Below are 20,081 nucleotides of genomic sequence, written 5' to 3' on the forward strand. Positions count from 1 at the left end.
CAGACCCACCATTGCCGGCTTGAGTGCATCGATCCGGGGGATTAGCTCAGCTGGGAGAGCACCTGCTTTGCAAGCAGGGGGTCGTCGGTTCGATCCCGTCATCCTCCACCATTCCTTGTTCGTGAGACACCACGCCCAAGCGCGTTGCAATTGCAGTGCGTTTCGGTGTTGTCGTTCTTGTGTTCGACAATCAGCAGTCCTCGTGGCTGCACGGCTGTTCTTTAAAAATTCATAGAGTCGAAATCAGCGTTGCTGATGGAAAGCGTACTGTCGTAAAGGTCGGTGCGCACCGTGCCATCAGCAACATTTTGATTGCGTCAACGAATATTCAATTTGATAGCAAATTGGATACGGCATAACGCGCCGGGTGAAAGACCCGGCAAGCATTTGCTTGATACGGATGGCGATGAGGCTTGCATGAGCGGCAACGCTCGGGCAGGCATCAAAGTTATAGGGTCAAGTGAATAAGAGCATGTGGTGGATGCCTTGGCGATGATAGGCGACGAAGGACGTGATAGCCTGCGATAAGCTTCGGGGAGCTGGCAAATAAGCTTTGATCCGGAGATTTCCGAATGGGGAAACCCACCGAAAGGTATCGCACACTGAATACATAGGTGTGCGAGGCGAACCGGGTGAACTGAAACATCTCAGTAGCTCGAGGAAAAGACATCAACCGAGATTCCGAAAGTAGTGGCGAGCGAAATCGGAGAAGCCTGCAAGTGATAGCACAAGACTTAGCGGAACGCTTTGGAAAGGGCGGCCATAGTGGGTGATAGCCCCGTACGCGAAAAGACCTGTGTGGTACTGAGCTTGCGAAAAGTAGGGCGGGACACGTGAAATCCTGTCTGAAGATGGGGGGACCATCCTCCAAGGCTAAATACTCATCATCGACCGATAGTGAACAAGTACCGTGAGGGAAAGGCGAAAAGAACCCCGGGAGGGGAGTGAAATAGATCCTGAAACCGCATGCTTACAAAAAGTCGGAGCCCGCAAGGGTGACGGCGTACCTTTTGTATAATGGGTCAGCGACTTACATTCAGTGGCAAGCTTAACCGAATAGGGTAGGCGCAGGGAAACCGAGTCCGAATAGGGCGATTCAGTCGCTGGGTGTAGACCCGAAACCAGGTGATCTATCCATGGCCAGGATGAAGGTGCCGTAACAGGTACTGGAGGTCCGAACCGACCAGTGTTGCAAAACTGGCGGATGAGCTGTGGATAGGGGTGAAAGGCTAAACAAACCTGGAAATAGCTGGTTCTCTCCGAAAACTATTTAGGTAGTGCCTCAAGTATTACCGTCGGGGGTAGAGCACTGTTTTGGCTAGGGGGTCATGGCGACTTACCAAACCAAGGCAAACTCCGAATACCGATGAGTACAGCTTGGGAGACAGAGCACCGGGTGCTAACGTCCGGACTCAAGAGGGAAACAACCCAGACCGCCAGCTAAGGTCCCTAAAATTGGCTAAGTGGGAAACGAAGTGGGAAGGCTAAAACAGTCAGGATGTTGGCTTAGAAGCAGCCATCATTTAAAGAAAGCGTAATAGCTCACTGATCGAGTCGTCCTGCGCGGAAGATGTAACGGGGCTCAAGCCAGTTACCGAAGCTGCGGATTCGCCAGCAATGGCGAGTGGTAGGAGAGCGTTCTGTAAGCCTGTGAAGGTGGCTTGTAAAGGCTGCTGGAGGTATCAGAAGTGCGAATGCTGACATGAGTAGCGTTAAAGCGGGTGAAAAGCCCGCTCGCCGTAAGCGCAAGGTTTCCTACGCAACGTTCATCGGCGTAGGGTGAGTCGGCCCCTAAGGCGAGGCAGAGATGCGTAGCTGATGGCAAGCAGGTCAATATTCCTGCACCGATCACAAGTGCGATGTGGGGACGGATCTTAATAAGTTATCCGGGTGTTGGATGTCCCGGTTTAGGCAGATGTAGGCGCGCGTTAGGCAAATCCGGCGCGCATATACCGAGGCTGTCGATCGAGCGAGCTTGCTCGCGAAGTAACTGAAAGGGGTCCCAGGAAAAGCCACTAAGCTTCAGCTTGTGATCGACCGTACCGCAAACCGACACTGGTGCGCGAGATGAGTATTCTAAGGCGCTTGAGAGAACTCGGGAGAAGGAACTCGGCAAATTGACACCGTAACTTCGGAAGAAGGTGTGCCCTAGTAGTGTGTAGAGAACATCGAAGCACGAATGGGTTGCAAAAAATAGGTGGCTGCGACTGTTTATTAAAAACACAGCACTCTGCAAACACGAAAGTGGACGTATAGGGTGTGACGCCTGCCCGGTGCTGGAAGATTAATTGATGGGGTGCAAGCTCTTGATCGAAGTCCCAGTAAACGGCGGCCGTAACTATAACGGTCCTAAGGTAGCGAAATTCCTTGTCGGGTAAGTTCCGACCTGCACGAATGGCGTAACGATGGCCACACTGTCTCCTCCCGAGACTCAGCGAAGTTGAAATGTTTGTGATGATGCAATCTCCCCGCGGAAAGACGGAAAGACCCCATGAACCTTTACTGTAGCTTTGTATTGGACTTTGAACAGATCTGTGTAGGATAGGTGGGAGGCTTTGAAGCCTGGTCGCTAGATCAGGTGGAGCCAACGTTGAAATACCACCCTGGTGTGTTTGAGGTTCTAACCTAGGCCCGTGATCCGGGTCGGGGACAGTGCATGGTAGGCAGTTTGACTGGGGCGGTCTCCTCCCAAAGCGTAACGGAGGAGTTCGAAGGTACGCTAGGTACGGTCGGACATCGTGCTAATAGTGCAATGGCATAAGCGTGCTTAACTGCGAGACTGACAAGTCGAGCAGATGCGAAAGCAGGACATAGTGATCCGGTGGTTCTGTATGGAAGGGCCATCGCTCAACGGATAAAAGGTACTCTGGGGATAACAGGCTGATACCGCCCAAGAGTTCATATCGACGGCGGTGTTTGGCACCTCGATGTCGGCTCATCTCATCCTGGGGCTGTAGCCGGTCCCAAGGGTATGGCTGTTCGCCATTTAAAGAGGTACGTGAGCTGGGTTTAAAACGTCGTGAGACAGTTTGGTCCCTATCTTCCGTGGGCGCTGCAGATTTGAGGAAGCCTGCTCCTAGTACGAGAGGACCGGAGTGGACGCACCTCTGGTGTACCGGTTGTCACGCCAGTGGCATTGCCGGGTAGCTAAGTGCGGAAGAGATAACCGCTGAAAGCATCTAAGCGGGAAACTCGTTCCAAGATGAGATCTGCCGGGGCCTTGAGCCCCCTGAAGGGTCGTCGTAGACCACGACGTTGATAGGCTGGGTGTGGAAGCGCAGTAATGCGTTAAGCTAACCAGTACTAATTGCCCGTGCGGCTTGACCCTATAACTTTGATGTCATCGACATCGTTTGAAGCAATGCAACGATATGCCATCGTTGGCAGCAATCAAAATAAACGCTGATGCTTTGCAAATGCAGAGCTCACACGACTCTATGAATTCGCTTGGCTGAGCAAGCCTCAGCCAGGCAACCCGTTATGCCTGACGACCATAGCAAGGTGGCCCCACTCCTTCCCATCCCGAACAGGACAGTGAAACGCCTTTGCGCCGATGATAGTGCGGATTCCCGTGTGAAAGTAGGTCATCGTCAGGCTCTTATAAGCAAGCAACCCCCAACACCACATGGTGTTGGGGGTTTCTTCTTTGCGTGTTCGATTTTCAGCAGTCGTTCAAATGTTCACAACGAAGGCATCTTCTTGCCGCAAAGCGTTCGATTGTTCGAGCTCGTTCAGCAGGCCTGCCAGTACTTCGTCCATCGGAGCCGTGCCGTCTGCGTTGGCGATGCTTGTGAAATAGCGTGACTGCGCAAACCACGCGAGCAAATCGGTTTGGGAGACCCGCTGCCATTCGAGCAGCTTGAACTTGATCAAAACCTTGAGCGCGTGCCGGCGGTGACGGCGCGGATCGGCTTCAAACTGTGCAAGTCGTGAGCGTGCCTTGCGCATGGCCTCGCCCACGGCAGCACCGTGGAACACAGGGCCATGCCCCGGGATGACCCATTCGGGCTTCAGCCGCTCGATGAGATCAAGTGTGGCGCTCACTTCGGCGAACCCCGACTCGCCTTCCAGCTCCGGGAACACGACACCGAAGCCGTTGCCCCACAGCGCATCCGCCGACATCAATACGCCGTGAGCGCGCTCAAACAGCACCACGGCATGCGGATCGTGCCCGTCTGCGGCATGCACGTCCCAGTACAGCCCACCGTGCGCGAAGGTTTCGCCGGGAGTCAACAAGCCATGGGCCGCGAACCGGGGACACTCTTGCCCCGTTGGCTCATGTGTGAGGGCCACCCGATCCCAGGCGCGAACGGCGTCGGCGAGCCCCGGCGGAATGCTGATGCGGGCATCGGGCCACGCGGCATGAAGTGCTGCATTGCCGCCGCAATGATCGCTGTGCAGATGGGTATTCAGAATGTGCCGCAGTGGCCGTGGGCCCAATGCCCTGCGAACCAGCTCGACCGTCAAATCGGCATGGCTTGCGTAACCCGTGTCCACGATCGCCGCGCCGTCCTCTGCCAACAGCAAGACGTTGTTCGAGGACAGCCAGCCGCGCTCGAACACGACGATGCCCAGCGATTTCAACCAGGTGTCGGCCTCCTTTGGACGCAATGCGCTCGTGGAATTCATCCGGCCATTGTGGAGGCCTGCCCTCCCGTCGCAAGCCCGGCCCCCCATGCATTGTCAAGCCGGGGACAGGTCACATCCGGGGCGGCATCGAACAAAAGATCGAGCCATTGCGACTCGCGCTGCACGATCGTCTGCAGAAAGGCTTCTGGCGCCTTGAGCGCGGCGAACGCGTCAAAACCCGCCTCCAGAAAATGCTGCAAGGCCTGGAGCCCCGCTGCGTGGGCCGGTCGGCGCATCATGCGCAGGCCCATGCGAAGAGAGCGCATTCGGATGAGCCGCGTGAGCTCGGCACCCATGTGGCCCACCACCGCCAATTGCCGCTCTCGATCGCTGCGTTCGCCGCTCAGACGCCAGGCCTCGAGGTAGCGCTGAGACGCCGGCCACGTGGCGGGCAAGGCGAGCCAATGGCCCGCGAGTTCGTGGTCCAGCACTTCGGTCAGCGCGTGCACCTCGGTGAGGTCCACTGCCAACTGCGCCACGGCATCGGGAAACAACTTTTCGAGGGCGCCTGCGATGCGGCCGAACTGCTCATCGCGCGCGGAGAAGTCGTGCTCGCCGTACAACTCGTCCAGGAAAAAGCGCACGGCAGCCAGCGAATCGGGCCGGCCCGTCAGGTCGGCATAAGTGCCCGCGAAACGCAGCGCCTGCAGCCGCTTGATGGCGCTGACCGCCGCCGCTTCGCCCTCCGCGGCGGCACGCGAGCGCAAACGGGCGACCCGGTCGAGGTTGGCCCGAATGGCCAGGGAGGGCGACGCAGAAGCCATGCCGGCCAGTCTAGCCCCGATCCCCGGGACCAGGTCGTATCCCCCGAAATGCGATAGTTGCGCCATGAGCGATGGACACCCAGCCCCACTGCCCGACACATCTCGCCTCGCCACGCTGCAGCGATTCACCAGCCTGGGCGCCCTGGCACTGTTGTTCGTCGCGGCCGTATTCGTGGCCCTGGGACGAACCATGGCCGGTGGCGCGCTGGCGTTCCTGGTGCTCACGGGGCACGCCTGGGTTCTGGGTCTTGAAATGCTGATCGCCGCGCGCGTCAACCGCGGCGACGCCGCGCCGCGCGCGGGCCTTCGCGAGTGGCTGCACGCGTGGTGGCAGGAGTCCCACACCGCTCCGGTGGTCTTTGCCTGGCGACAGCCGTTCCGGTGGCGTCTTTGGCCCGACGAAGAAATCCCGGGGCAAACCAATGCTGCGGCGGCCGTTTTCATCCACGGCTTTGTCTGTAACCGCGGGTTCTGGTTGCCCTGGATGGCCCGCTTGCGTGCCGAAGGGCGGGCTTATGTGTCGGTCAATCTCGAGCCGGTCTTCGGCCCCATCGACGCGTATGCCGACGTGATCGAAGCCGCCGTCCAGCGCGCGGAGGCGCTGAACCCGGGAGCGAAACCGGTCCTGGTCTGCCACAGCATGGGCGGGCTCGCGGCCCGCATCTGGCTGGCCCAGCGCGCAGACCACCGCGAGCGCATCGGCGGCGTGATCACCATCGCGTCGCCACACCGGGGCACCTGGCTTGCACACTTCAGCCGCGTGGCGAACGGGCGTCAAATGGCGCCAGGCTGTGACTGGTTGTGCGAACTCGAGCGCCGCGAACGGGCGTTGGCCGGCGACCGGGCCTACGAGCGCTTTCTGTGCTGGTACACGAACACCGACAACATCGTCTTTCCCGCCAGCACCGCCACGCTGCCCGGCGCCGACAACCGCCACGTGGCCGGCGCAGCCCACGTGGACCTCGCGTTTCACCCCAGGGTGATGGACGAGTCGCTGGCCAGGCTGGCGTCGGCCGACAACTCGCCGAGCGAACGCACGGCGGCGTAGATCGGGGTGAAGTCGGGCGCGGTCACGTCAAATAGCTGCTGGAAGCTGTCGATCACGAAGTAGGTGGCCTGGTAGTCGTCGATCTTGTAGCGCGTGCGCATGCAGCGCACCAGGTCGAGCGCGATGCGCTGCGCGCGCGGGCTCGTAACGCTGTGGCGCAGCTCGCCCGACGAACTCAGGATGCCGGCGCCGTACGCGCGCAGGCCCTGGGCTTCGCGGATCAGCCCGAACTCGATCGTGTACCAGTAGAGCCGCGACAGCAACTCGCCCGCGCCCAGGTGGTGGGCCTTGATGCCGCCCGCCCCGTAGCGCTGCACATAGTCCGCAAACACCGGGTTGAACAGCAGCGGGACATGGCCGAACAGGTCGTGGAAAACATCGGGCTCGACCACGTAGTCGAACTCTTCGGGCTTTCGGATCCAGTCGGTCACCGGAAAGCGGCGGCTCGCCAGCAGCTCGAAGAATGGCAGTTCGGGGATGAGCCCCGGCACCGCCACGATCTCCCAGCCAGTCGCTGGCCGGAGGCGCTCGTTGATCTCGTCGAAGCGCGGGATGCGGTCGCGCACGCCGAGCGAGGGAAGGGCGTCGATGAAGGCTTGCGACGCCAGTCCCGACAGCAGGGCACTCTGCCGTTCATACAGCCGGCGGTAGGTGTCGTGGTCCGCCTGGGTGTAGGCGGACCAGTTCTGCGCACAGGTGTAGTCGTCGCGTGCGCGGCTGTAGTCGCCACGCGGCGGGCGCTCGCTGGCACCGTAGACGACGGGTTCGACGGCCATGGTCGTCTTCCTTCAGCCCTTGAGCACGCCGCGGCGCATCTGGTCGAGCTCCATGGTCTCGAACAAGGCCTTGAAGTTGCCCTCGCCGAAGCCCTGGTTGCCCTTGCGCTGGATGAACTCGAAGAAGATCGGCCCCAACTGGTTCTCGCTGAAGATCTGCAGCAGCAGCTCGCCGGGCGCGCCGTCCACCAGGATGTTGCGCTGCTTCAGGCCTTCGATGTCTTCCTGCAGGTCCGGGATGCGCTTGGGCAGCAGCTCGTAGTAGGTCTCGCTGGTGGTCAGCAGCTTCACGCCCGCCATCTGCAGCGCGTCCACCGTGTCGTAGAGGTTGCTCGAGCCCATGGCAATGTGCTGAATGCCCTCGCCGTGGTACCGGTCCAGGTACTCCTGGATCTGGCCGGACTTCTCGTTGCCTTCTTCGTTGATCGGGATGCGGATCTTGCCGCAGGGGCTGGTCATCGCCTTGCTCTTCACGCCCGTGGCCTGGCCCTCGATGTCGAAGTAGCGCACCTCGCGAAAGTTAAACAGCCGCTCGTAGAAGTCGGCCCATTCGGCCATGCGGCCGCGGTGCACGTTGTGCGTGAGGTGGTCGATGTAGGTCAGCCCGTGGCCCACCGGGTTGAGCTCGGCGCCGGGCAGCGGCTCGAAGTCCACGTCGTAGAAGCCGATGTTGCCGATGTCACCGTCCTTGGCGCCGTTCTTGCCGCGCCAGCGGTCGATGAAATAGATGATCGAGTCGCCGATGCCCTTGATGGCCGGGATGTTGAGCTCGCCCGGGCCGGCCTGGCCCGCGTAGCCCCAGGCACCCAGCGAAATCGCGCGCTCGTAGGCGGCCTTGGCGTCCTTGACGCGGAAGGCGATGGCGCACACGCTGGGGCCGTGCAGGCGCGCGAACCGCTGCGCGAAGCTGTCGGGCTCGGCGTTGATGATGAAGTTGATCTCGCCCTGGCGGTAAAGGGTCACGGCCTTGTGCCGGTGCCGCGCGATCGGCTTGAAGCCCATGCGCTCGAACAGCGCGCCCATGGCCACGGGGTCGGGTGCGGCGTATTCGATGAACTCGAAGCCATCGGTGCCCATGGGGTTGTCCCAACCCTGGAAGGCGGTGGTGGCGGAAGCGGGCAAGGCGGCGTTCATGGCGGTCTCCTTCGGGGTTCGGGCGGATGGGCCACTGTATCGGCGCAGGGTGGCACGATTCCGTCGTTTGTGGGCGTTCCTTTGGTCAAGGGCGCATGAATCCTGCAAAATCCTGGCGATGGAAGCCTTGGACAAGCTCGATCGCGCGATTTTGCGCACCCTGCAGGCCGACGCCCGCGCCACCTACGACCACATCGCCGAGACCGTGGGCCTGTCGCCGAGCGCGGTCCTGCGCCGGGTGCGGCGGCTCGAAGAGGCGGGGGTCATTGCGCGCTACGTGGCGCTGCTCAAGCCCGAGGCCGTGGGCCTGGGCCTCACGGCCCACGTGAGCGTGCGGCTAGAAAAGCACGCCGAGGGCAACAAGCGCAATCCCATGGACGAGTTCCGCGCCAGCGTCATGGCCTGGCCCGAAGTGGTGGAGTGCGTGGCCCTCACGGGCGACATGGACTACCAGCTGCGCCTCGTGGTGACCGACATGGCCGCCTACTCGCGCTTCATGATGGACACCCTGCTCAAGCACCCCAGCGTGCAGGACTGCAAGACCAGCTTCGTGATGGACCGCGTCAAGAGCACCACCGCCTTGCCGCTGTGAACGCACCGGACAGGGATGGCTTGCGCGCAAGCCCATCGCGCGCGATGCTCTGAGCCCTTCCCGATATCCGTCCGCACGACACCCATGAGTTCCCCCGACGCCGCCGCGCCCCCCGGCCACGAGCGCCCCGATGCCGGGACGGTGCCGATCCGATCGCTCGACATCGATCACCGCGCCAGCATCCTGGCGCACCTGCTCGCGCTCGACACCGCCGACCGCTACCTGCGCTTCGGCTACGCCGCCACCGACGAGCAGATCCGCCGCTACGTGGACCAGCTCAACTTCGAGCGCGACATGCTGTTCGGCATCTTCAACCGCCGTCTGCACCTCATCGCCATGGCGCACCTCGCGTTCTCGGTCGATCCCCAGCTGCGCAGCTGCGCCGAGTTCGGCGTGTCGGTCGCCAAGACCTCGCGCGGCAAGGGCTATGGCAGCCGCCTGTTCGAGCGCGCCGTGGTGCAGGCGCGCAACGAGGGGGTGTCCCAGCTTTTCATCCACGCGCTGTCCGAGAACACCGCGATGCTCAAGATCGCGCGCAACGCGGGCGCGGTGCTCGAGCGCGCGGGCTCCGAGACCGACGCCCACCTGCGCCTGCCGCCGGCCGATTTCGACTCGCGCGTGAGCGCCCTGCTCAGCGAGCAGGTGGCGCTCACCGACTACCACCTCAAGGCCCAGGCCAAGCAGTTCTGGGGTCTCATCGGCATGCTGCAGGAAATCCGCCAGGGCGTGCGCGACGCGCGCGATCGCATGCGCAACTGAACAGGCGTCGCCCGCCAGCGGCCGCCGGGCGCGCGCGGGGGCTTGTTCTGCCATGCCCTTGGGGTATCCTTGCCCGCTGTTCCAACCTCCGTCTTCCCCAGTGGCTGACCACCCCCCCAGTAGCGGGCCGCAGCGTGGCCTGCGGCTCGCCGACAAGCGCGGTTTCCTGCAAAAACTTGCCGAGTTCCTCCACCCCGGCCCGGACTCCAAGGACGAGCTGATCGAGACCCTCGCCGAGGCGGAAGACAACGACATCATCAACGCCGAATCGCGCGTGATGCTCGAGGGCGTGATCCGCATCGCCGACATGACCGCCGGCGACGTGATGGTGGCGGCCCCGCGCATGGACATGATCGACATCGATGCGCCGTTCGACGAACTGCTGCACCTCGTGATCGACACCGCGCACTCGCGCTTCCCGGTCTACGAAGGCGAGCGCGAGAACATCATCGGCATCCTGCTCGCCAAAGACCTGCTCAAGCTGCAGCGCGCGCCCGAGCTCAACATCCGCGCGCTGCTGCGCCCGGCCACCTTCGTGCCCGAGAGCAAGGGCCTCAACGACCTGCTGCGCGAGTTCCGCGGCAACCGCAACCACCTGGCGATCGTCATCGACGAATTCGGCCGCGTGGCGGGCCTGCTCACCATCGAAGACGTGCTCGAGGAAATCGTCGGCGAGATCGAGGACGAGTTCGACGTCGACGAAGACGCCGGCGACGTGTTCGCGCTCGCCGACAGCACCTGGCGCGTGAGCGGCGACACGCCGATCGAGCGCATCAACGAGGCCTTCGGCCTGAAGTTGTCCGACGAGGACTTCGACACCATCGGCGGCCTGATCGCGCACACCATGGGCCACGTGCCCAAGCGCGGCGAGGTGCACGAAATCGACGGCCTGCGCTTCACCGTGCTGCACACCAAGGGCGGCGCGGTGAAGTGGTTCAAGGTCGCGCCCATCCCCTCCGAGCCCTGAGCTCGCCCACGCCCCGGCCCATGCGCAGCCTCTTCGGTTCGCTCCACACGCCCTCGAGCTTCCATTCGATGACGCGGCGCCCGCCGGGCCGCGGTTCGCGCCTGGCCGGCCTGCTGTTCTTCTTCGTCTGCCTGCTCGGCGGCCTCGGTCAGGCCGCCTCGCTCGCCTGGCCGCTCAGAGACTGGGCCCCTCCCGGCTTCGCGCCCGGCCAGCCCAGCGGCGGCCTGCAGATCGCCTCGCTCGCGCTGCTGGTGTTCGCGCTGCAGTTCGCCACCCGCGTGGGGCAGGCCATGTGGCGTGGCTGGGTGTTCGGCACGGCCTGGCTCGCGGGCACGTTCTGGTGGCTGTTCGTGTCGCTGCACACCTACGGCGGCCTGCCCGCGTGGATGGCCGCGCTCGCGGTGTTTGCGCTCGCGGGGGCGCTGGCGCTGTACTACGCCTTCGCGGTCGGCTTCCTCTGCGCCTGGGCCCCGCTCGCGCGCAGCGCGCAGGCCCTGCTGTTCGCGGGCGTGTGGACCATCGCCGAGCTCGCGCGCGGCGAGTTCTTCACCGGTTTTCCCTGGGGTGCGGGCGGTTACGCCCAGGTCGATCTCATGGCGCCCTGGGCGCCGCTCGTGGGCGTGTACGGCATGGGTTTTCTGGCCGCTGTCCTCGCCTATGTGCTGGCCTCGCTGCTCACCGCGGTGGTGCACCGCGTGCTCGCCTGGTTGCGCCAGCCGGTGCGGCCTGTGGGCACGCGTCCCACGGGCGGGGTTTACGTCACCACGCCCAAGACCGGCTTGCAGTTGCGAAGCCTGTCGTGGTGGCGCTTGGCGGGTGGTGTGGTCAGTGCCTGCGTGGTGGCGGCGCTGCTCGTGAGCCTGCTGGGTGGTGGCGAGCGCTGGCGCAACCTGGGGCAGGCCAAGACCGCGTCCACCGGCACGCTGCGCGTGTGGCTGCTGCAGGGCAACATTCCGCAGGACCAGAAGTTCGTGCCCGGCACCGGCGTGGCGCAAGCGCTCGACTGGTACCCGCGCCAGATGCTCGAGGGCGTGGCCGCCGCCGCCACGGGCCAGGGACCGCAGCTCGTGGTGGCGCCCGAAACCGCCTTGCCGCTGCTGCCGGGGCAGATCGATCCGGCCTTCTGGCGCGGCCTGCTGCGGCCGCTGGCCGAACAGACGGGCGCCCAGCCCGTGGCCGTTCTCACCGGCCTGCCGCTGGGCAGCTACGAGGCTGGCTACACCAACTCGGCCTGGGGCATCACGCCCGCCGCCGCGCGCCGCGCGCTGAGCGATCCGCAGGCCGGCGAGGTGCACCGCTACGACAAGCACCACCTGGTGCCCTTCGGGGAATTCATCCCGCCGCTGTTCCGCTGGTTCACGCAGATGATGAACATCCCGCTGGGCGATTTCGCGCGTGGCGAGCTGCCCCAGCCGCCCTGGATCTGGGCCGGCCAGCGCATCGCCCCCAACATCTGCTACGAAGACCTGTTCGGCGAGGAGATCGCGGCCGCCTTCGAGAGCGCCGAGAACGCGCCCACCGTGCTCGTGAACCTCAGCAACATCGGCTGGTTCGGCGACACCGTGGCCATCGATCAGCACCTGCAGATATCGCGCCTGCGGGCGCTCGAGTTCGGCCGACCCATGCTGCGCGCCACCAACACCGGCGCCACCGCGGCCATCGACCACCGCGGCGTGGTCACGCACGCGCTGCCGCGGCTCGAGCGCGGCCGGCTCGAGGCCACCGTCGAAGGCCGCAGCGGCCTCACGCCCTATGCCGAGTGGGCCTCGCGCTGGGGCCTCAACCCGCTGTGGCTGGTTTGCGGCATGCTCGTGCTGGCGATCGCCTCGCTGCGCAACCTCGGGCGCCGCGGCGGACGCACGCGGCGGCGCTGAGCCGCTGCAGAGGCCGGGCGGCGCTGAGCCGCCGCCCCTCGTAAAATCGCCGGCTGTCCGCGCGACGCCACTGCGGCCGCGCTCCCCCTGAATCGAACACGGCAGCCCGCCCTCGCGCGGGCCCATGCGCATGCTGACCTTCCAGCAAATCATCCTCACCCTGCAGAACTACTGGGCGCAGCACGGCTGTGCGCTGCTGCAGCCCTACGACATGGAGGTCGGCGCCGGCACCAGCCACACCGCGACCTTCCTGCGCGCCATCGGCCCCGAGCCCTGGAAAGCGGCCTACGTGCAGCCCAGCCGCCGCCCCAAGGACGGCCGCTACGGCGAGAACCCCAACCGCCTGCAGCACTACTACCAATACCAGGTCGTGCTCAAGCCCGCGCCGGCCAACATCCTCGAGCTCTACCTCGGCTCGCTCGAAGCCCTGGGCTTCGACCTCAAGAAGAACGACATCCGCTTCGTCGAGGACGACTGGGAGAACCCCACCCTGGGCGCCTGGGGCCTGGGCTGGGAGGTCTGGCTCAACGGCATGGAGGTGACGCAGTTCACCTACTTCCAGCAGGTCGGCGGCATCGACTGCAAGCCCGCCACCGGCGAGATCACCTACGGTCTGGAGCGCCTGGCCATGTACCTGCAGGGCGTGGACAACGTCTACAACCTCACCTGGACCGAAGGCCTGAGCTACGGCGACGTGTACCTGCAGAACGAGAAGGAGCAGTCGGCCTACAACTTCGAGCACTCGGACGCCGACTTCCTCTTCACCGCTTTCGCCGCCCACGAGAAGCAGGCCAAGCACCTCATGGCCGAGCAGCTCGCGCTGCCGGCCTACGAGCAGGTGCTCAAGTGCGCGCACAGCTTCAACCTGCTCGATGCGCGCGGCGCCATCAGCGTGACCGAGCGCGCGGCCTACATCGGCCGCATCCGCAACCTCGCGCGCAGCGTGGCCCAGAGCTACTACGAGAGCCGCGAACGCCTGGGCTTCCCGCTCGCCCCGCGCGCGTGGGTCGCCCAGATCCCCAAGAAGGCCGCGTGAGCAGAAAAGCCCCCACACCGATGACCGCACAGAACCTGCTCGTCGAACTCTTCGTCGAAGAACTGCCGCCCAAGGCGCTCAAGAAACTCGGCGACGCCTTCGCCACGGTGCTGGCCCAGAGCCTCAAGGCCCAGGGCCTGGCCCCGGCCGACGCCACCGTGACGGCCTTCGCGTCGCCGCGCCGCCTGGGCGCGCACGTCACGGGCGTGCTCGCGCGCGCCGCCGACAAACCGGTGTCGCAAAAGCTCATGCCCGTGGCCGTGGGCCTGGACGCCAGCGGCCAGCCCACGCCCGCACTGCTCAAGCGCCTGGGTGCGCTCGGTGCCGATGCCTCGGCCGTGGCCGGCCTGCGCCGCGCGCCCGACGGCAAGGCCGAGGCCCTGTTCTTCGACAGCGTGGCCCCGGGCGCCGAGCTCGCGGCCGGCCTGCAGAAGGCGCTCGACGAAGCCATCGCGCAACTGCCCATTCCCAAGGTCATGACCTACCAGCTCGAGTCGGGCTGCGATCTGCCGGGCTGGGACAGCGTGCAGTTCGTGCGCCCTGCGCACGGTCTGGTGGCGCTGCACGGCGCCGGCGTGGTGCCCGTGAAGGCGCTGGGCCTGCAGGCCGGCAACGCCACGCACGGCCACCGCTTCGAGGCCAAGGCCGACCCGGTGGTGGTGCCGCATGCCGACGCCTACGCCGCTACGCTCGCGAGCGAGGGCGCGGTGATCGCGTCCTTCGCCGAGCGCCGCGCCGAGATCGCGCGCCAGCTCGCCGCGGCCGCCGCGCAGGTGGGCGGCGGCTGCCGGCCCATCGAGGACGAGGCCCTGCTCGACGAGGTCACCGCGCTGGTCGAGCGCCCCAACGTGCTGGTCTGCGCCTTCGAGCAGCAGTTCCTCGACGTGCCGCAGGAATGCCTCATCCTCACGATGAAGGCCAACCAGAAGTACTTCCCGCTGCTCGACGCCCAGGGCCGCCTGACGCACCGCTTCCTGGTGGTCAGCAACATCCGCCCGGCCGACGCCAGCGCCGTGATCGGCGGCAACGAGCGCGTGGTGCGTCCGCGCCTGGCCGACGCCAAGTTCTTCTTCGACCAGGACCGCAAGAAGACGCTCGAATCGCGCGTCGAGGGCCTGGGCAAGGTGGTCTACCACAACCAGCTCGGCACCCAGGGCGAGCGCGTGGAGCGCGTGCGCGCCATCGCGCGCGCGGTGGGCCAGATGCTGGGCGGCGAGGTGCTCGCGCAGCAGGCCGACACCGCCGCGCGCCTGGCCAAGACCGACCTGCTCACCGACATGGTGGGCGAATTCCCCGAGCTGCAGGGCATCATGGGCGGCTACTACGCGCGCCACGACGGCCTGAGCGAGGCCATCGCCTTCGCCATCGAAGACCACTACAAGCCGCGCTTCGCGGGCGACGCGCTGCCGCGCAACGCCGTGGGCACGGCGGTGGCGCTGGCCGACAAGCTCGAAACCCTGGTGGGCATGTTCGGCATCGGCAACCTGCCCACGGGCGACAAGGACCCGTTCGCGCTGCGCCGGCATGCGCTGGGCGTGGTGCGCATGCTGATCGAGCAGGACCTGCCGCTCGACCTCGGCGCGCTCATCCGCGCCGCCGTGCCGGCCTTTGGCGCCCTCATCAAGGACCCGGCCGACGCGCTCGCCGACTTCATCTACGACCGCCTCGCAGGCAGCCTGCGCGAGCAGGGCTACACCGCGCAGGAGGTCGACGCCGTGATCGCCCTGCGCCCCGCGCGCCTGGCCGACGTGGGCAAGCGCCTGCAGGCCGTGCGCACCTTCGCCGCGCTGCCCGAAGCGCCCGCGCTCGCCGCGGCCAACAAGCGCATCGGCAACATCCTCAAGAAGGCCGAGGGCGTGGGCGAGGCCGTGAGCGAGGCCCTGCTGCAAGAGGCCGCGGAGCAGGCCCTGTTCGCCGCCATGCAGACCACCGTGCCCGCGGCCGACGCGAAGTTCGACGCCGGCGACTTCACCGCGAGCCTGCAGGCCCTGGCCGCGCTGCGCGCGCCGGTCGACGCTTTCTTCGACGGCGTGATGGTCAATGCCGACGACGCCGCGCTCAAGGCCAACCGGCTGGCGCTGCTGCAGCAACTGCACCGCGCGATGAACCGCGTGGCCGATCTGTCCCGACTCGCGGCATGATCGCGGCATGAAGCTGCTCATCCTCGACCGCGACGGCACGCTCAACCGCGGCCGCGACGACAAGGTGGCGTCGCCGGACGAGTGGGAGCCGCTGCCCGGCGCGCTCGAGGCCGTGGCCCGCCTCAACCACGGCGGCTGGCGCGTGGTGCTGGTCACCAACCAGTCGGGCATCGGCCGCGGCCTGTTCGACATGGCCTCGCTCAACGCCATCCACGTGAAGATGCACCGCCAGCTCGCGGCCGCGGGCGCGCGCGTCGAGGCCATCTTCATCTGCCCGCACGCGCCCGAAGACCGCTGCGACTGCCGCAAGCCGCTGCCCGGCCTGTTCCTGCAGATCGGCGCGCGCTTCGGCGTGCCGCTGGCCGACGTGCCCGCCGCGGGCAATTCGCTGCGCCACGTGCAGGCCGGCGCCGCCGCCGGCTGCCCCACCCACCTGCTGCTCACCGGCGCCTCGGCCGGGCTCGCGGGCCACGAGGCCGCGGCCATTCCTGGCCTGCCGCCCGGCACCCAGGTGCACGCCGACCTCGGCGCCTTCGCCGACTGGCTGCTCGCCCAACCCGTTCCCGCCGCCAAGACCGCCGCATGATCCTCGTCAACGCCTTGCGCTCGCTGCTGCACATGCTGTTCATGGTGGTCACCGTGATCCCCTGGGCGCTCGCGGTCATCGTCGTCTCGCCCTTCATCAGCAGCACCGCGCTGTACTGGATGTGCGTGGGCTGGCTGCGCCTGGCGGTGCACAGCGGCACGCTGATCCTGGGCATCCGCAACCGCGTCACGGGCATGGAGAACCTGCCCGTGGGCAGCACCGCGCCGGCCATCCTGCTGGTCAAGCACCAGTCGACGTGGGAAACCTTTGCCATGCCCACGCTCATGCCGCACCCGCTGGCCTACGTGTTCAAGAAGGAGCTGCTCTACGTGCCTTTCTTCGGCTGGGCCATGGGCCGCATGGACATGATCCACATCGACCGCAGCAAGCGCACGCAGGCCTTCAACAAGGTGGTCGAACAGGGCCAGCGCCTGCTCGACCAGGGCACCTGGGTGATCATGTTCCCCGAAGGCACGCGCATCCCGCGCGGCCAGCAGGGCCAGTACAAGACCGGGGGCACGCGCCTGGCCGTGGCCACCGGCGCGCCCGTGATCCCGGTGGCCGTCACCTCGGCCAAGTGCTGGCCGCGCAAGGCCTTCCTCAAGCGCCCGGGCGTGGTCGATTTTTCCATCGGCAAACCCATCCCCAGCCAGGGCCGCGACGCCGACGAACTCATGCGCGAGGTCGAGGCCTGGATCGAGGCCGAGATGCGCCGCCTCGACCCCGAGGCCTACCGCTGAGGCCCATGCAGCGCTTCGTGCAGCTCGCCTTCGACCTGTTCGGCGACGACCCGCCCGAAGCCCCGCGCGCGCCGCCGGCGCCCGGCCCCGCGGCCGCCGCGCCGCCCGCCGTGCCCATGGCCGAGGTGTTCCAGCCCGGCACCTGGCACCACCCGCGCGCCAACCGCCTGGTGCGCCTGCGTGGCTGCGAGGTGGGCTACGAATTCCAGCGCGGCAAGCGCCGCACCATCGGCTTGAGCGTGGGCACCGAAGGCCTGAGCGTGCGCGCGCCGCGCTGGAGCACCTTCGGCGAGATCGAGGCCGTGCTGCAGGAAAAAGCGGGCTGGGTGATCGACAAGCTCATCGAGGCGCGCGAGCGCGCCGAGCGCCAGGCCCGCAACCGCATCGCCTGGGCCGACGGCGTGGCGCTGCCCTTGCTCGGCGAGCCGGTGCGGCTGCAGCTCGACCCGGCGCACGGCTTCTCGGGCCGCGGCGCCGCGCTCGACAGCGCCACGCGCACCCTGCGCGTGGGCCTGCCCCGGCACGCCAGCGAAAGCCAGATCCGCGACGCCGCGCAGGCCTGGCTCATGCGCCACGCGCGCAACGTGTTCACCGAGCGGCTCAACCACTTCGCGCCGCGGCTCGGCGTGCAATGGACGCGGCTGTCGCTCTCCAATGCCGACACGCGCTGGGGCAGCGCGAGCGCCGATGGCCGCATCCGCCTGAACTGGCGGCTCATCCACCTCTCGCTCGACATGGTCGACTACGTGGTGGTGCACGAGCTCAGCCACCTGCGCCACATGGACCACAGCCCGCGCTTCTGGGATGTGGTGGCCAGCGTCATGCCCGACCACCTCGAACGCCGCCGCGCGCTCAAGGCCTCGGCGCTGCCGCTGGGCGAGGATTGATCAGGCCGCTTTGAAGCGCCACACGCCCTGGTCGTCGCGGCTGCGCTGCAACGCGCCCGCGTGCCACAGGCGGTGCAGGTGCGCCACCGCTTCGCCCATCGCGAACGTGGTCTGGTGCAGGTCGAGCGCGCGCGGGAACAGCACCGGCAGCACGTCGTTCGCGCTGCAGGGCTTCTCGCGGCAGGCGGCCATCACCTCGGCGAGCCGCTCGGCATGGTGCTCGTGCAGCTGCCGGATGCGCTCGTGCAGGCCGCGGAACGGCCGGCCGTGCGAGGGCAGCACCAGCGTGTCTTCGGGCAGCGGCAGGAACTTGTCGATCGAGTCGAGGAACAGCGTGAGCGCATCGGCCTCGGGCTCCTGGTCGTACACGCTCACGTTGGTCGAGATGCGCGGCAGGATCATGTCGCCGCTGATCAGCACGCCCAGCGCCTCGCACCACAGCGCCATGTGCTCGGGCGCGTGGCCGTAGCCGCTGATGCAGCGCCAGCCGTGCCCGCCGATGGTCACCACCAGGCCGTCGAGCAGGCGGCGCGACTGCGCGGGCACGCCCGGCACCAGGCTCGGGTAGTAGTTGGCGCGCGCACGCACCTTGGCCACGCTCTCGGGGTCGTTGAGGCCGTGGCTCGCGAAGAAGGCCGCCGCGGCCTCGCCGCCGAAGCCGGTGGTGGTCTGCGAACCCAGGCGGGCCATCAGGTAGTCGGTGCTGCTGATCCACAAGCGGCAGTCCCAGCGCTCGCACAACCACTGCGCCAGCCCGATGTGGTCGGGGTGCATGTGGGTCACGATCACGCGCAGCACGGGCAGGCCGTCGAGTTCGTTGGCGAACACCTGCTCCCATTGCGCCCTCGTTTCGTCGCGCGCGATGCAGCAGTCCACCACGGTCCAGCCCTCGCGGCCGTCGAGGCGGTCGCGCAGCAACCAGAGGTTGATGTGGTCGAGCGCGAAGGGCAGGCCCATGCGCACCCATTTCACGCCCGGGGCCACTGGCCGCGCGCGCCCGGCCTCGGGCAAGGCGTCACCCAGCGGGTACTGCAGGCGGGCTTCGAGCTGGTCGCGGGATAGGCTCATGGGGCGAGGGGCTGGCGCTAAGATGCTTGCTTTGACGTTGACGTAAACGTCAAGAAACGGGCATTCTACGGAGCACCACGGGCGATCCCCTGTCTGCCACCCGACACCGCACCATGGCCACCAACCCGACCTACACCATCGGCGACCTCGCGCGCGAGTTCGACCTCACCACGCGCGCGATCCGTTTCTACGAAGACATGGGCCTGCTGCAGCCCAAGCGCGAAGGCCCGGGTGGCCGCAACCGCGTCTACAGTGCGCGCGACCGCACGCGCCTGAAGCTCACGCTGCGCGCCAAGCGCCTGGGCCTCTCGCTCACCGAGGCCAAGGACATCATCGACATGTACGACAGCCCGCGCGACACCGGGCCCCAGTTGCGCAAGTTCCTCGCCATCCTGGCCGAACACCGGCGCCAGCTCGAAGAGCAGATGGCCGATCTCGTGGCCAACCTCGACGAGGTCAAGGTGCACGAGAAGGAAGCGCGCGCGCTGCTCAACAAAGTCGAGCGCAAGGGCGCCTGACGCCGCCCCGTCAAATTGACGTTTACGTAAACGTAAACATAGAATCGCGGCTTCGCGCCCGCGCCGGGTGCCCGCCAGGCCCATCCCCATGAGCACCGCTTTCCAGCCCAAGGACCCGAACTACGCCGAACGCGTGCGCGCCAGCTTCGCGCTGCAGGGCGCCATGGGCACGCTGGGCGCCACGCTCGCCGACGTGGCGCCGGGGCGCGTGGTCATCACGCTGCCCTGGGCGCAGCACCTCACGCAGCAGCACGGTTTCCTGCACGCGGGCATGGTGTCCACCGCGCTCGACTCGGCCTGCGGCTACGCGGGCTTCACGCTCATGCCGGCCGACGCGGCCGTGCTCACCATCGAATTCAAGATCAACCTGCTCGCGCCCGCGCAGGGCGACAGCTTTCGCATGGTGGGCACGGTGATCAAGCCTGGCCGCACCGTGAGCGTGGTCGAGGGCCAGGCCTTTGCGCTGCACCAGGGCCGCGAGAAACTCGTGGCCACCATGGGCTGCACCCTCATGACCGTCACCGGCCGCGACGACGTGCGCGGCTGAACACAACCCGGAGAC

The 20,081-nt window shown here is 66.3% G+C and carries 17 protein-coding genes, 2 tRNA genes and 2 rRNA genes (1 of these 21 only partly in view); 16 read left to right on the plus strand and 5 right to left on the minus strand.

Annotated features, from left to right (window positions below):
* The 4 genes from G9Q37_RS19035 to rrf all read left to right on the plus strand — a co-directional run.
* Positions 1–11 (plus strand) — tRNA-Ile (locus G9Q37_RS19035) (it extends 66 nt beyond the left edge of the window).
* 24 nt (positions 12–35) lie between these two features.
* A tRNA-Ala gene (locus tag G9Q37_RS19040) sits at positions 36–111 on the plus strand.
* 343 nt (positions 112–454) lie between these two features.
* Positions 455–3,328, plus strand: a 23S ribosomal RNA gene (locus G9Q37_RS19045).
* 155 nt (positions 3,329–3,483) lie between these two features.
* Positions 3,484–3,596: ribosomal RNA gene (gene rrf, locus G9Q37_RS19050) — 5S ribosomal RNA — on the plus strand.
* Positions 3,597–3,672: 76 nt separating this feature from the next.
* Here rrf and G9Q37_RS19055 read toward each other — a convergent pair.
* A complete protein-coding gene (locus G9Q37_RS19055) occupies positions 3,673–4,629 on the minus strand; it encodes an MBL fold metallo-hydrolase (protein WP_166229747.1) in 957 nt (318 codons plus the stop codon).
* Positions 4,626–5,393: an FFLEELY motif protein gene (locus G9Q37_RS19060; protein ID WP_205710678.1), complete on the minus strand. Its 768-nt coding sequence runs from the start codon at positions 5,391–5,393 to the stop codon at positions 4,626–4,628. Before G9Q37_RS19060 ends, G9Q37_RS19055 begins: the two co-directional genes overlap by 4 nt.
* Positions 5,394–5,457: 64 nt before the next feature.
* Here G9Q37_RS19060 and G9Q37_RS19065 point away from each other — a divergent pair, with 64 nt between their 5' ends.
* Positions 5,458–6,441 (plus strand): esterase/lipase family protein, encoded by a 984-nt coding sequence (locus G9Q37_RS19065; RefSeq protein ID WP_240936434.1) that lies wholly within the window; start codon positions 5,458–5,460, stop codon positions 6,439–6,441.
* Here the strand turns inward: G9Q37_RS19065 and phhA are convergent.
* Both phhA and hppD read right to left on the minus strand, forming a co-directional pair.
* Positions 6,363–7,217 (minus strand): phenylalanine 4-monooxygenase, encoded by an 855-nt coding sequence (gene phhA / locus G9Q37_RS19070; protein ID WP_166229749.1) that lies wholly within the window; start codon positions 7,215–7,217, stop codon positions 6,363–6,365. The two genes, G9Q37_RS19065 and phhA, sit on opposite strands and share 79 nt — an antisense overlap.
* 12 nt (positions 7,218–7,229) lie before the next feature.
* Entirely contained in the window at positions 7,230–8,351 is a 1,122-nt protein-coding gene (hppD, locus tag G9Q37_RS19075; protein ID WP_166229751.1) for a 4-hydroxyphenylpyruvate dioxygenase, read from the minus strand.
* 118 nt (positions 8,352–8,469) lie between these two features.
* On the opposite strand from hppD, the gene G9Q37_RS19080 reads away from it, so the two are divergent.
* The 9 genes from G9Q37_RS19080 to G9Q37_RS19120 all read left to right on the plus strand — a co-directional run bounded on the left by G9Q37_RS19080 (position 8,470) and on the right by G9Q37_RS19120 (position 17,933).
* Positions 8,470–8,943, plus strand: coding sequence for an Lrp/AsnC family transcriptional regulator (locus G9Q37_RS19080; RefSeq protein ID WP_166229753.1), 474 nt, complete (start codon positions 8,470–8,472; stop codon positions 8,941–8,943).
* Positions 8,944–9,027: 84 nt separating this feature from the next.
* On the plus strand, positions 9,028–9,702 hold the full coding sequence (locus tag G9Q37_RS19085; protein ID WP_166229755.1) for a GNAT family N-acetyltransferase: 675 nt from the start codon (positions 9,028–9,030) through the stop codon (positions 9,700–9,702).
* A gap of 100 nt (positions 9,703–9,802) precedes the next feature.
* Positions 9,803–10,669, plus strand: coding sequence for an HlyC/CorC family transporter (locus tag G9Q37_RS19090; protein ID WP_205710679.1), 867 nt, complete (start codon positions 9,803–9,805; stop codon positions 10,667–10,669).
* A 68-nt stretch (positions 10,670–10,737) separates the two neighbouring features.
* Positions 10,738–12,543, plus strand: a complete 1,806-nt coding sequence (lnt, locus tag G9Q37_RS19095; protein WP_166231503.1) for an apolipoprotein N-acyltransferase — start codon at positions 10,738–10,740, stop codon at positions 12,541–12,543.
* A 130-nt stretch (positions 12,544–12,673) separates the two neighbouring features.
* The gene (gene glyQ, locus G9Q37_RS19100; protein WP_166231506.1) at positions 12,674–13,579 is read left to right on the plus strand and encodes a glycine--tRNA ligase subunit alpha; all 906 of its coding nucleotides are present in this window, start codon (positions 12,674–12,676) and stop codon (positions 13,577–13,579) included.
* Positions 13,580–13,599: 20 nt separating this feature from the next.
* Complete coding sequence (gene glyS / locus G9Q37_RS19105) at positions 13,600–15,720, plus strand: glycine--tRNA ligase subunit beta (protein ID WP_166229757.1); 2,121 nt, start codon at positions 13,600–13,602, stop codon at positions 15,718–15,720.
* A 7-nt stretch (positions 15,721–15,727) separates the two neighbouring features.
* On the plus strand, positions 15,728–16,306 hold the full coding sequence (gene gmhB / locus G9Q37_RS19110; RefSeq protein ID WP_166229759.1) for a D-glycero-beta-D-manno-heptose 1,7-bisphosphate 7-phosphatase: 579 nt from the start codon (positions 15,728–15,730) through the stop codon (positions 16,304–16,306).
* Positions 16,303–17,046 (plus strand): lysophospholipid acyltransferase family protein, encoded by a 744-nt coding sequence (locus G9Q37_RS19115; protein WP_166229760.1) that lies wholly within the window; start codon positions 16,303–16,305, stop codon positions 17,044–17,046. Before gmhB ends, G9Q37_RS19115 begins: the two co-directional genes overlap by 4 nt.
* Positions 17,047–17,051: 5 nt before the next feature.
* Positions 17,052–17,933 carry a M48 family metallopeptidase gene (locus G9Q37_RS19120; protein ID WP_166229762.1) on the plus strand — a complete coding sequence of 294 codons (882 nt, stop codon included), beginning with the start codon at positions 17,052–17,054 and terminating at the stop codon, positions 17,931–17,933.
* On the opposite strand, the gene G9Q37_RS19125 is transcribed toward G9Q37_RS19120, so the two are convergent.
* On the minus strand, positions 17,934–19,001 hold the full coding sequence (locus tag G9Q37_RS19125) for an MBL fold metallo-hydrolase (RefSeq protein ID WP_166229764.1): 1,068 nt from the start codon (positions 18,999–19,001) through the stop codon (positions 17,934–17,936).
* Positions 19,002–19,114: 113 nt separating this feature from the next.
* Between G9Q37_RS19125 and G9Q37_RS19130 the strand changes: the two genes are divergently transcribed.
* Complete coding sequence (locus G9Q37_RS19130; protein ID WP_166229766.1) at positions 19,115–19,519, plus strand: MerR family transcriptional regulator; 405 nt, start codon at positions 19,115–19,117, stop codon at positions 19,517–19,519.
* An 88-nt stretch (positions 19,520–19,607) separates the two neighbouring features.
* Positions 19,608–20,066, plus strand: a complete 459-nt coding sequence (locus tag G9Q37_RS19135) for a PaaI family thioesterase (RefSeq protein ID WP_166229768.1) — start codon at positions 19,608–19,610, stop codon at positions 20,064–20,066.
* Positions 20,067–20,081 lie beyond the last annotated feature (15 nt).

The sequence above is a fragment of the Hydrogenophaga crocea genome, assembly GCF_011388215.1.
GTDB classification, from domain to species: domain Bacteria; phylum Pseudomonadota; class Gammaproteobacteria; order Burkholderiales; family Burkholderiaceae_C; genus Hydrogenophaga; species Hydrogenophaga crocea.

What these genes read in the sequence shown, in the direction of transcription:
- G9Q37_RS19055 (WP_166229747.1), bottom strand. Translation starts at nt 4,629, where the DNA reads ATGAATTCCACGAGCGCATTGCGTCCAAAGGAGGCCGACACCTGGTTG.
- G9Q37_RS19060 (WP_205710678.1), bottom strand. Translation starts at nt 5,393, where the DNA reads ATGGCTTCTGCGTCGCCCTCCCTGGCCATTCGGGCCAACCTCGACCGG.
- G9Q37_RS19065 (WP_240936434.1), top strand. Translation starts at nt 5,458, where the DNA reads ATGAGCGATGGACACCCAGCCCCACTGCCCGACACATCTCGCCTCGCC.
- phhA (WP_166229749.1), bottom strand. Translation starts at nt 7,217, where the DNA reads ATGGCCGTCGAACCCGTCGTCTACGGTGCCAGCGAGCGCCCGCCGCGT.
- hppD (WP_166229751.1), bottom strand. Translation starts at nt 8,351, where the DNA reads ATGAACGCCGCCTTGCCCGCTTCCGCCACCACCGCCTTCCAGGGTTGG.
- G9Q37_RS19080 (WP_166229753.1), top strand. Translation starts at nt 8,470, where the DNA reads ATGGAAGCCTTGGACAAGCTCGATCGCGCGATTTTGCGCACCCTGCAG.
- G9Q37_RS19085 (WP_166229755.1), top strand. Translation starts at nt 9,028, where the DNA reads ATGAGTTCCCCCGACGCCGCCGCGCCCCCCGGCCACGAGCGCCCCGAT.
- lnt (WP_166231503.1), top strand. Translation starts at nt 10,738, where the DNA reads ATGACGCGGCGCCCGCCGGGCCGCGGTTCGCGCCTGGCCGGCCTGCTG.
- glyQ (WP_166231506.1), top strand. Translation starts at nt 12,674, where the DNA reads ATGCTGACCTTCCAGCAAATCATCCTCACCCTGCAGAACTACTGGGCG.
- glyS (WP_166229757.1), top strand. Translation starts at nt 13,600, where the DNA reads ATGACCGCACAGAACCTGCTCGTCGAACTCTTCGTCGAAGAACTGCCG.
- gmhB (WP_166229759.1), top strand. Translation starts at nt 15,728, where the DNA reads ATGAAGCTGCTCATCCTCGACCGCGACGGCACGCTCAACCGCGGCCGC.
- G9Q37_RS19115 (WP_166229760.1), top strand. Translation starts at nt 16,303, where the DNA reads ATGATCCTCGTCAACGCCTTGCGCTCGCTGCTGCACATGCTGTTCATG.
- G9Q37_RS19120 (WP_166229762.1), top strand. Translation starts at nt 17,052, where the DNA reads ATGCAGCGCTTCGTGCAGCTCGCCTTCGACCTGTTCGGCGACGACCCG.
- G9Q37_RS19125 (WP_166229764.1), bottom strand. Translation starts at nt 19,001, where the DNA reads ATGAGCCTATCCCGCGACCAGCTCGAAGCCCGCCTGCAGTACCCGCTG.
- G9Q37_RS19130 (WP_166229766.1), top strand. Translation starts at nt 19,115, where the DNA reads ATGGCCACCAACCCGACCTACACCATCGGCGACCTCGCGCGCGAGTTC.
- G9Q37_RS19135 (WP_166229768.1), top strand. Translation starts at nt 19,608, where the DNA reads ATGAGCACCGCTTTCCAGCCCAAGGACCCGAACTACGCCGAACGCGTG.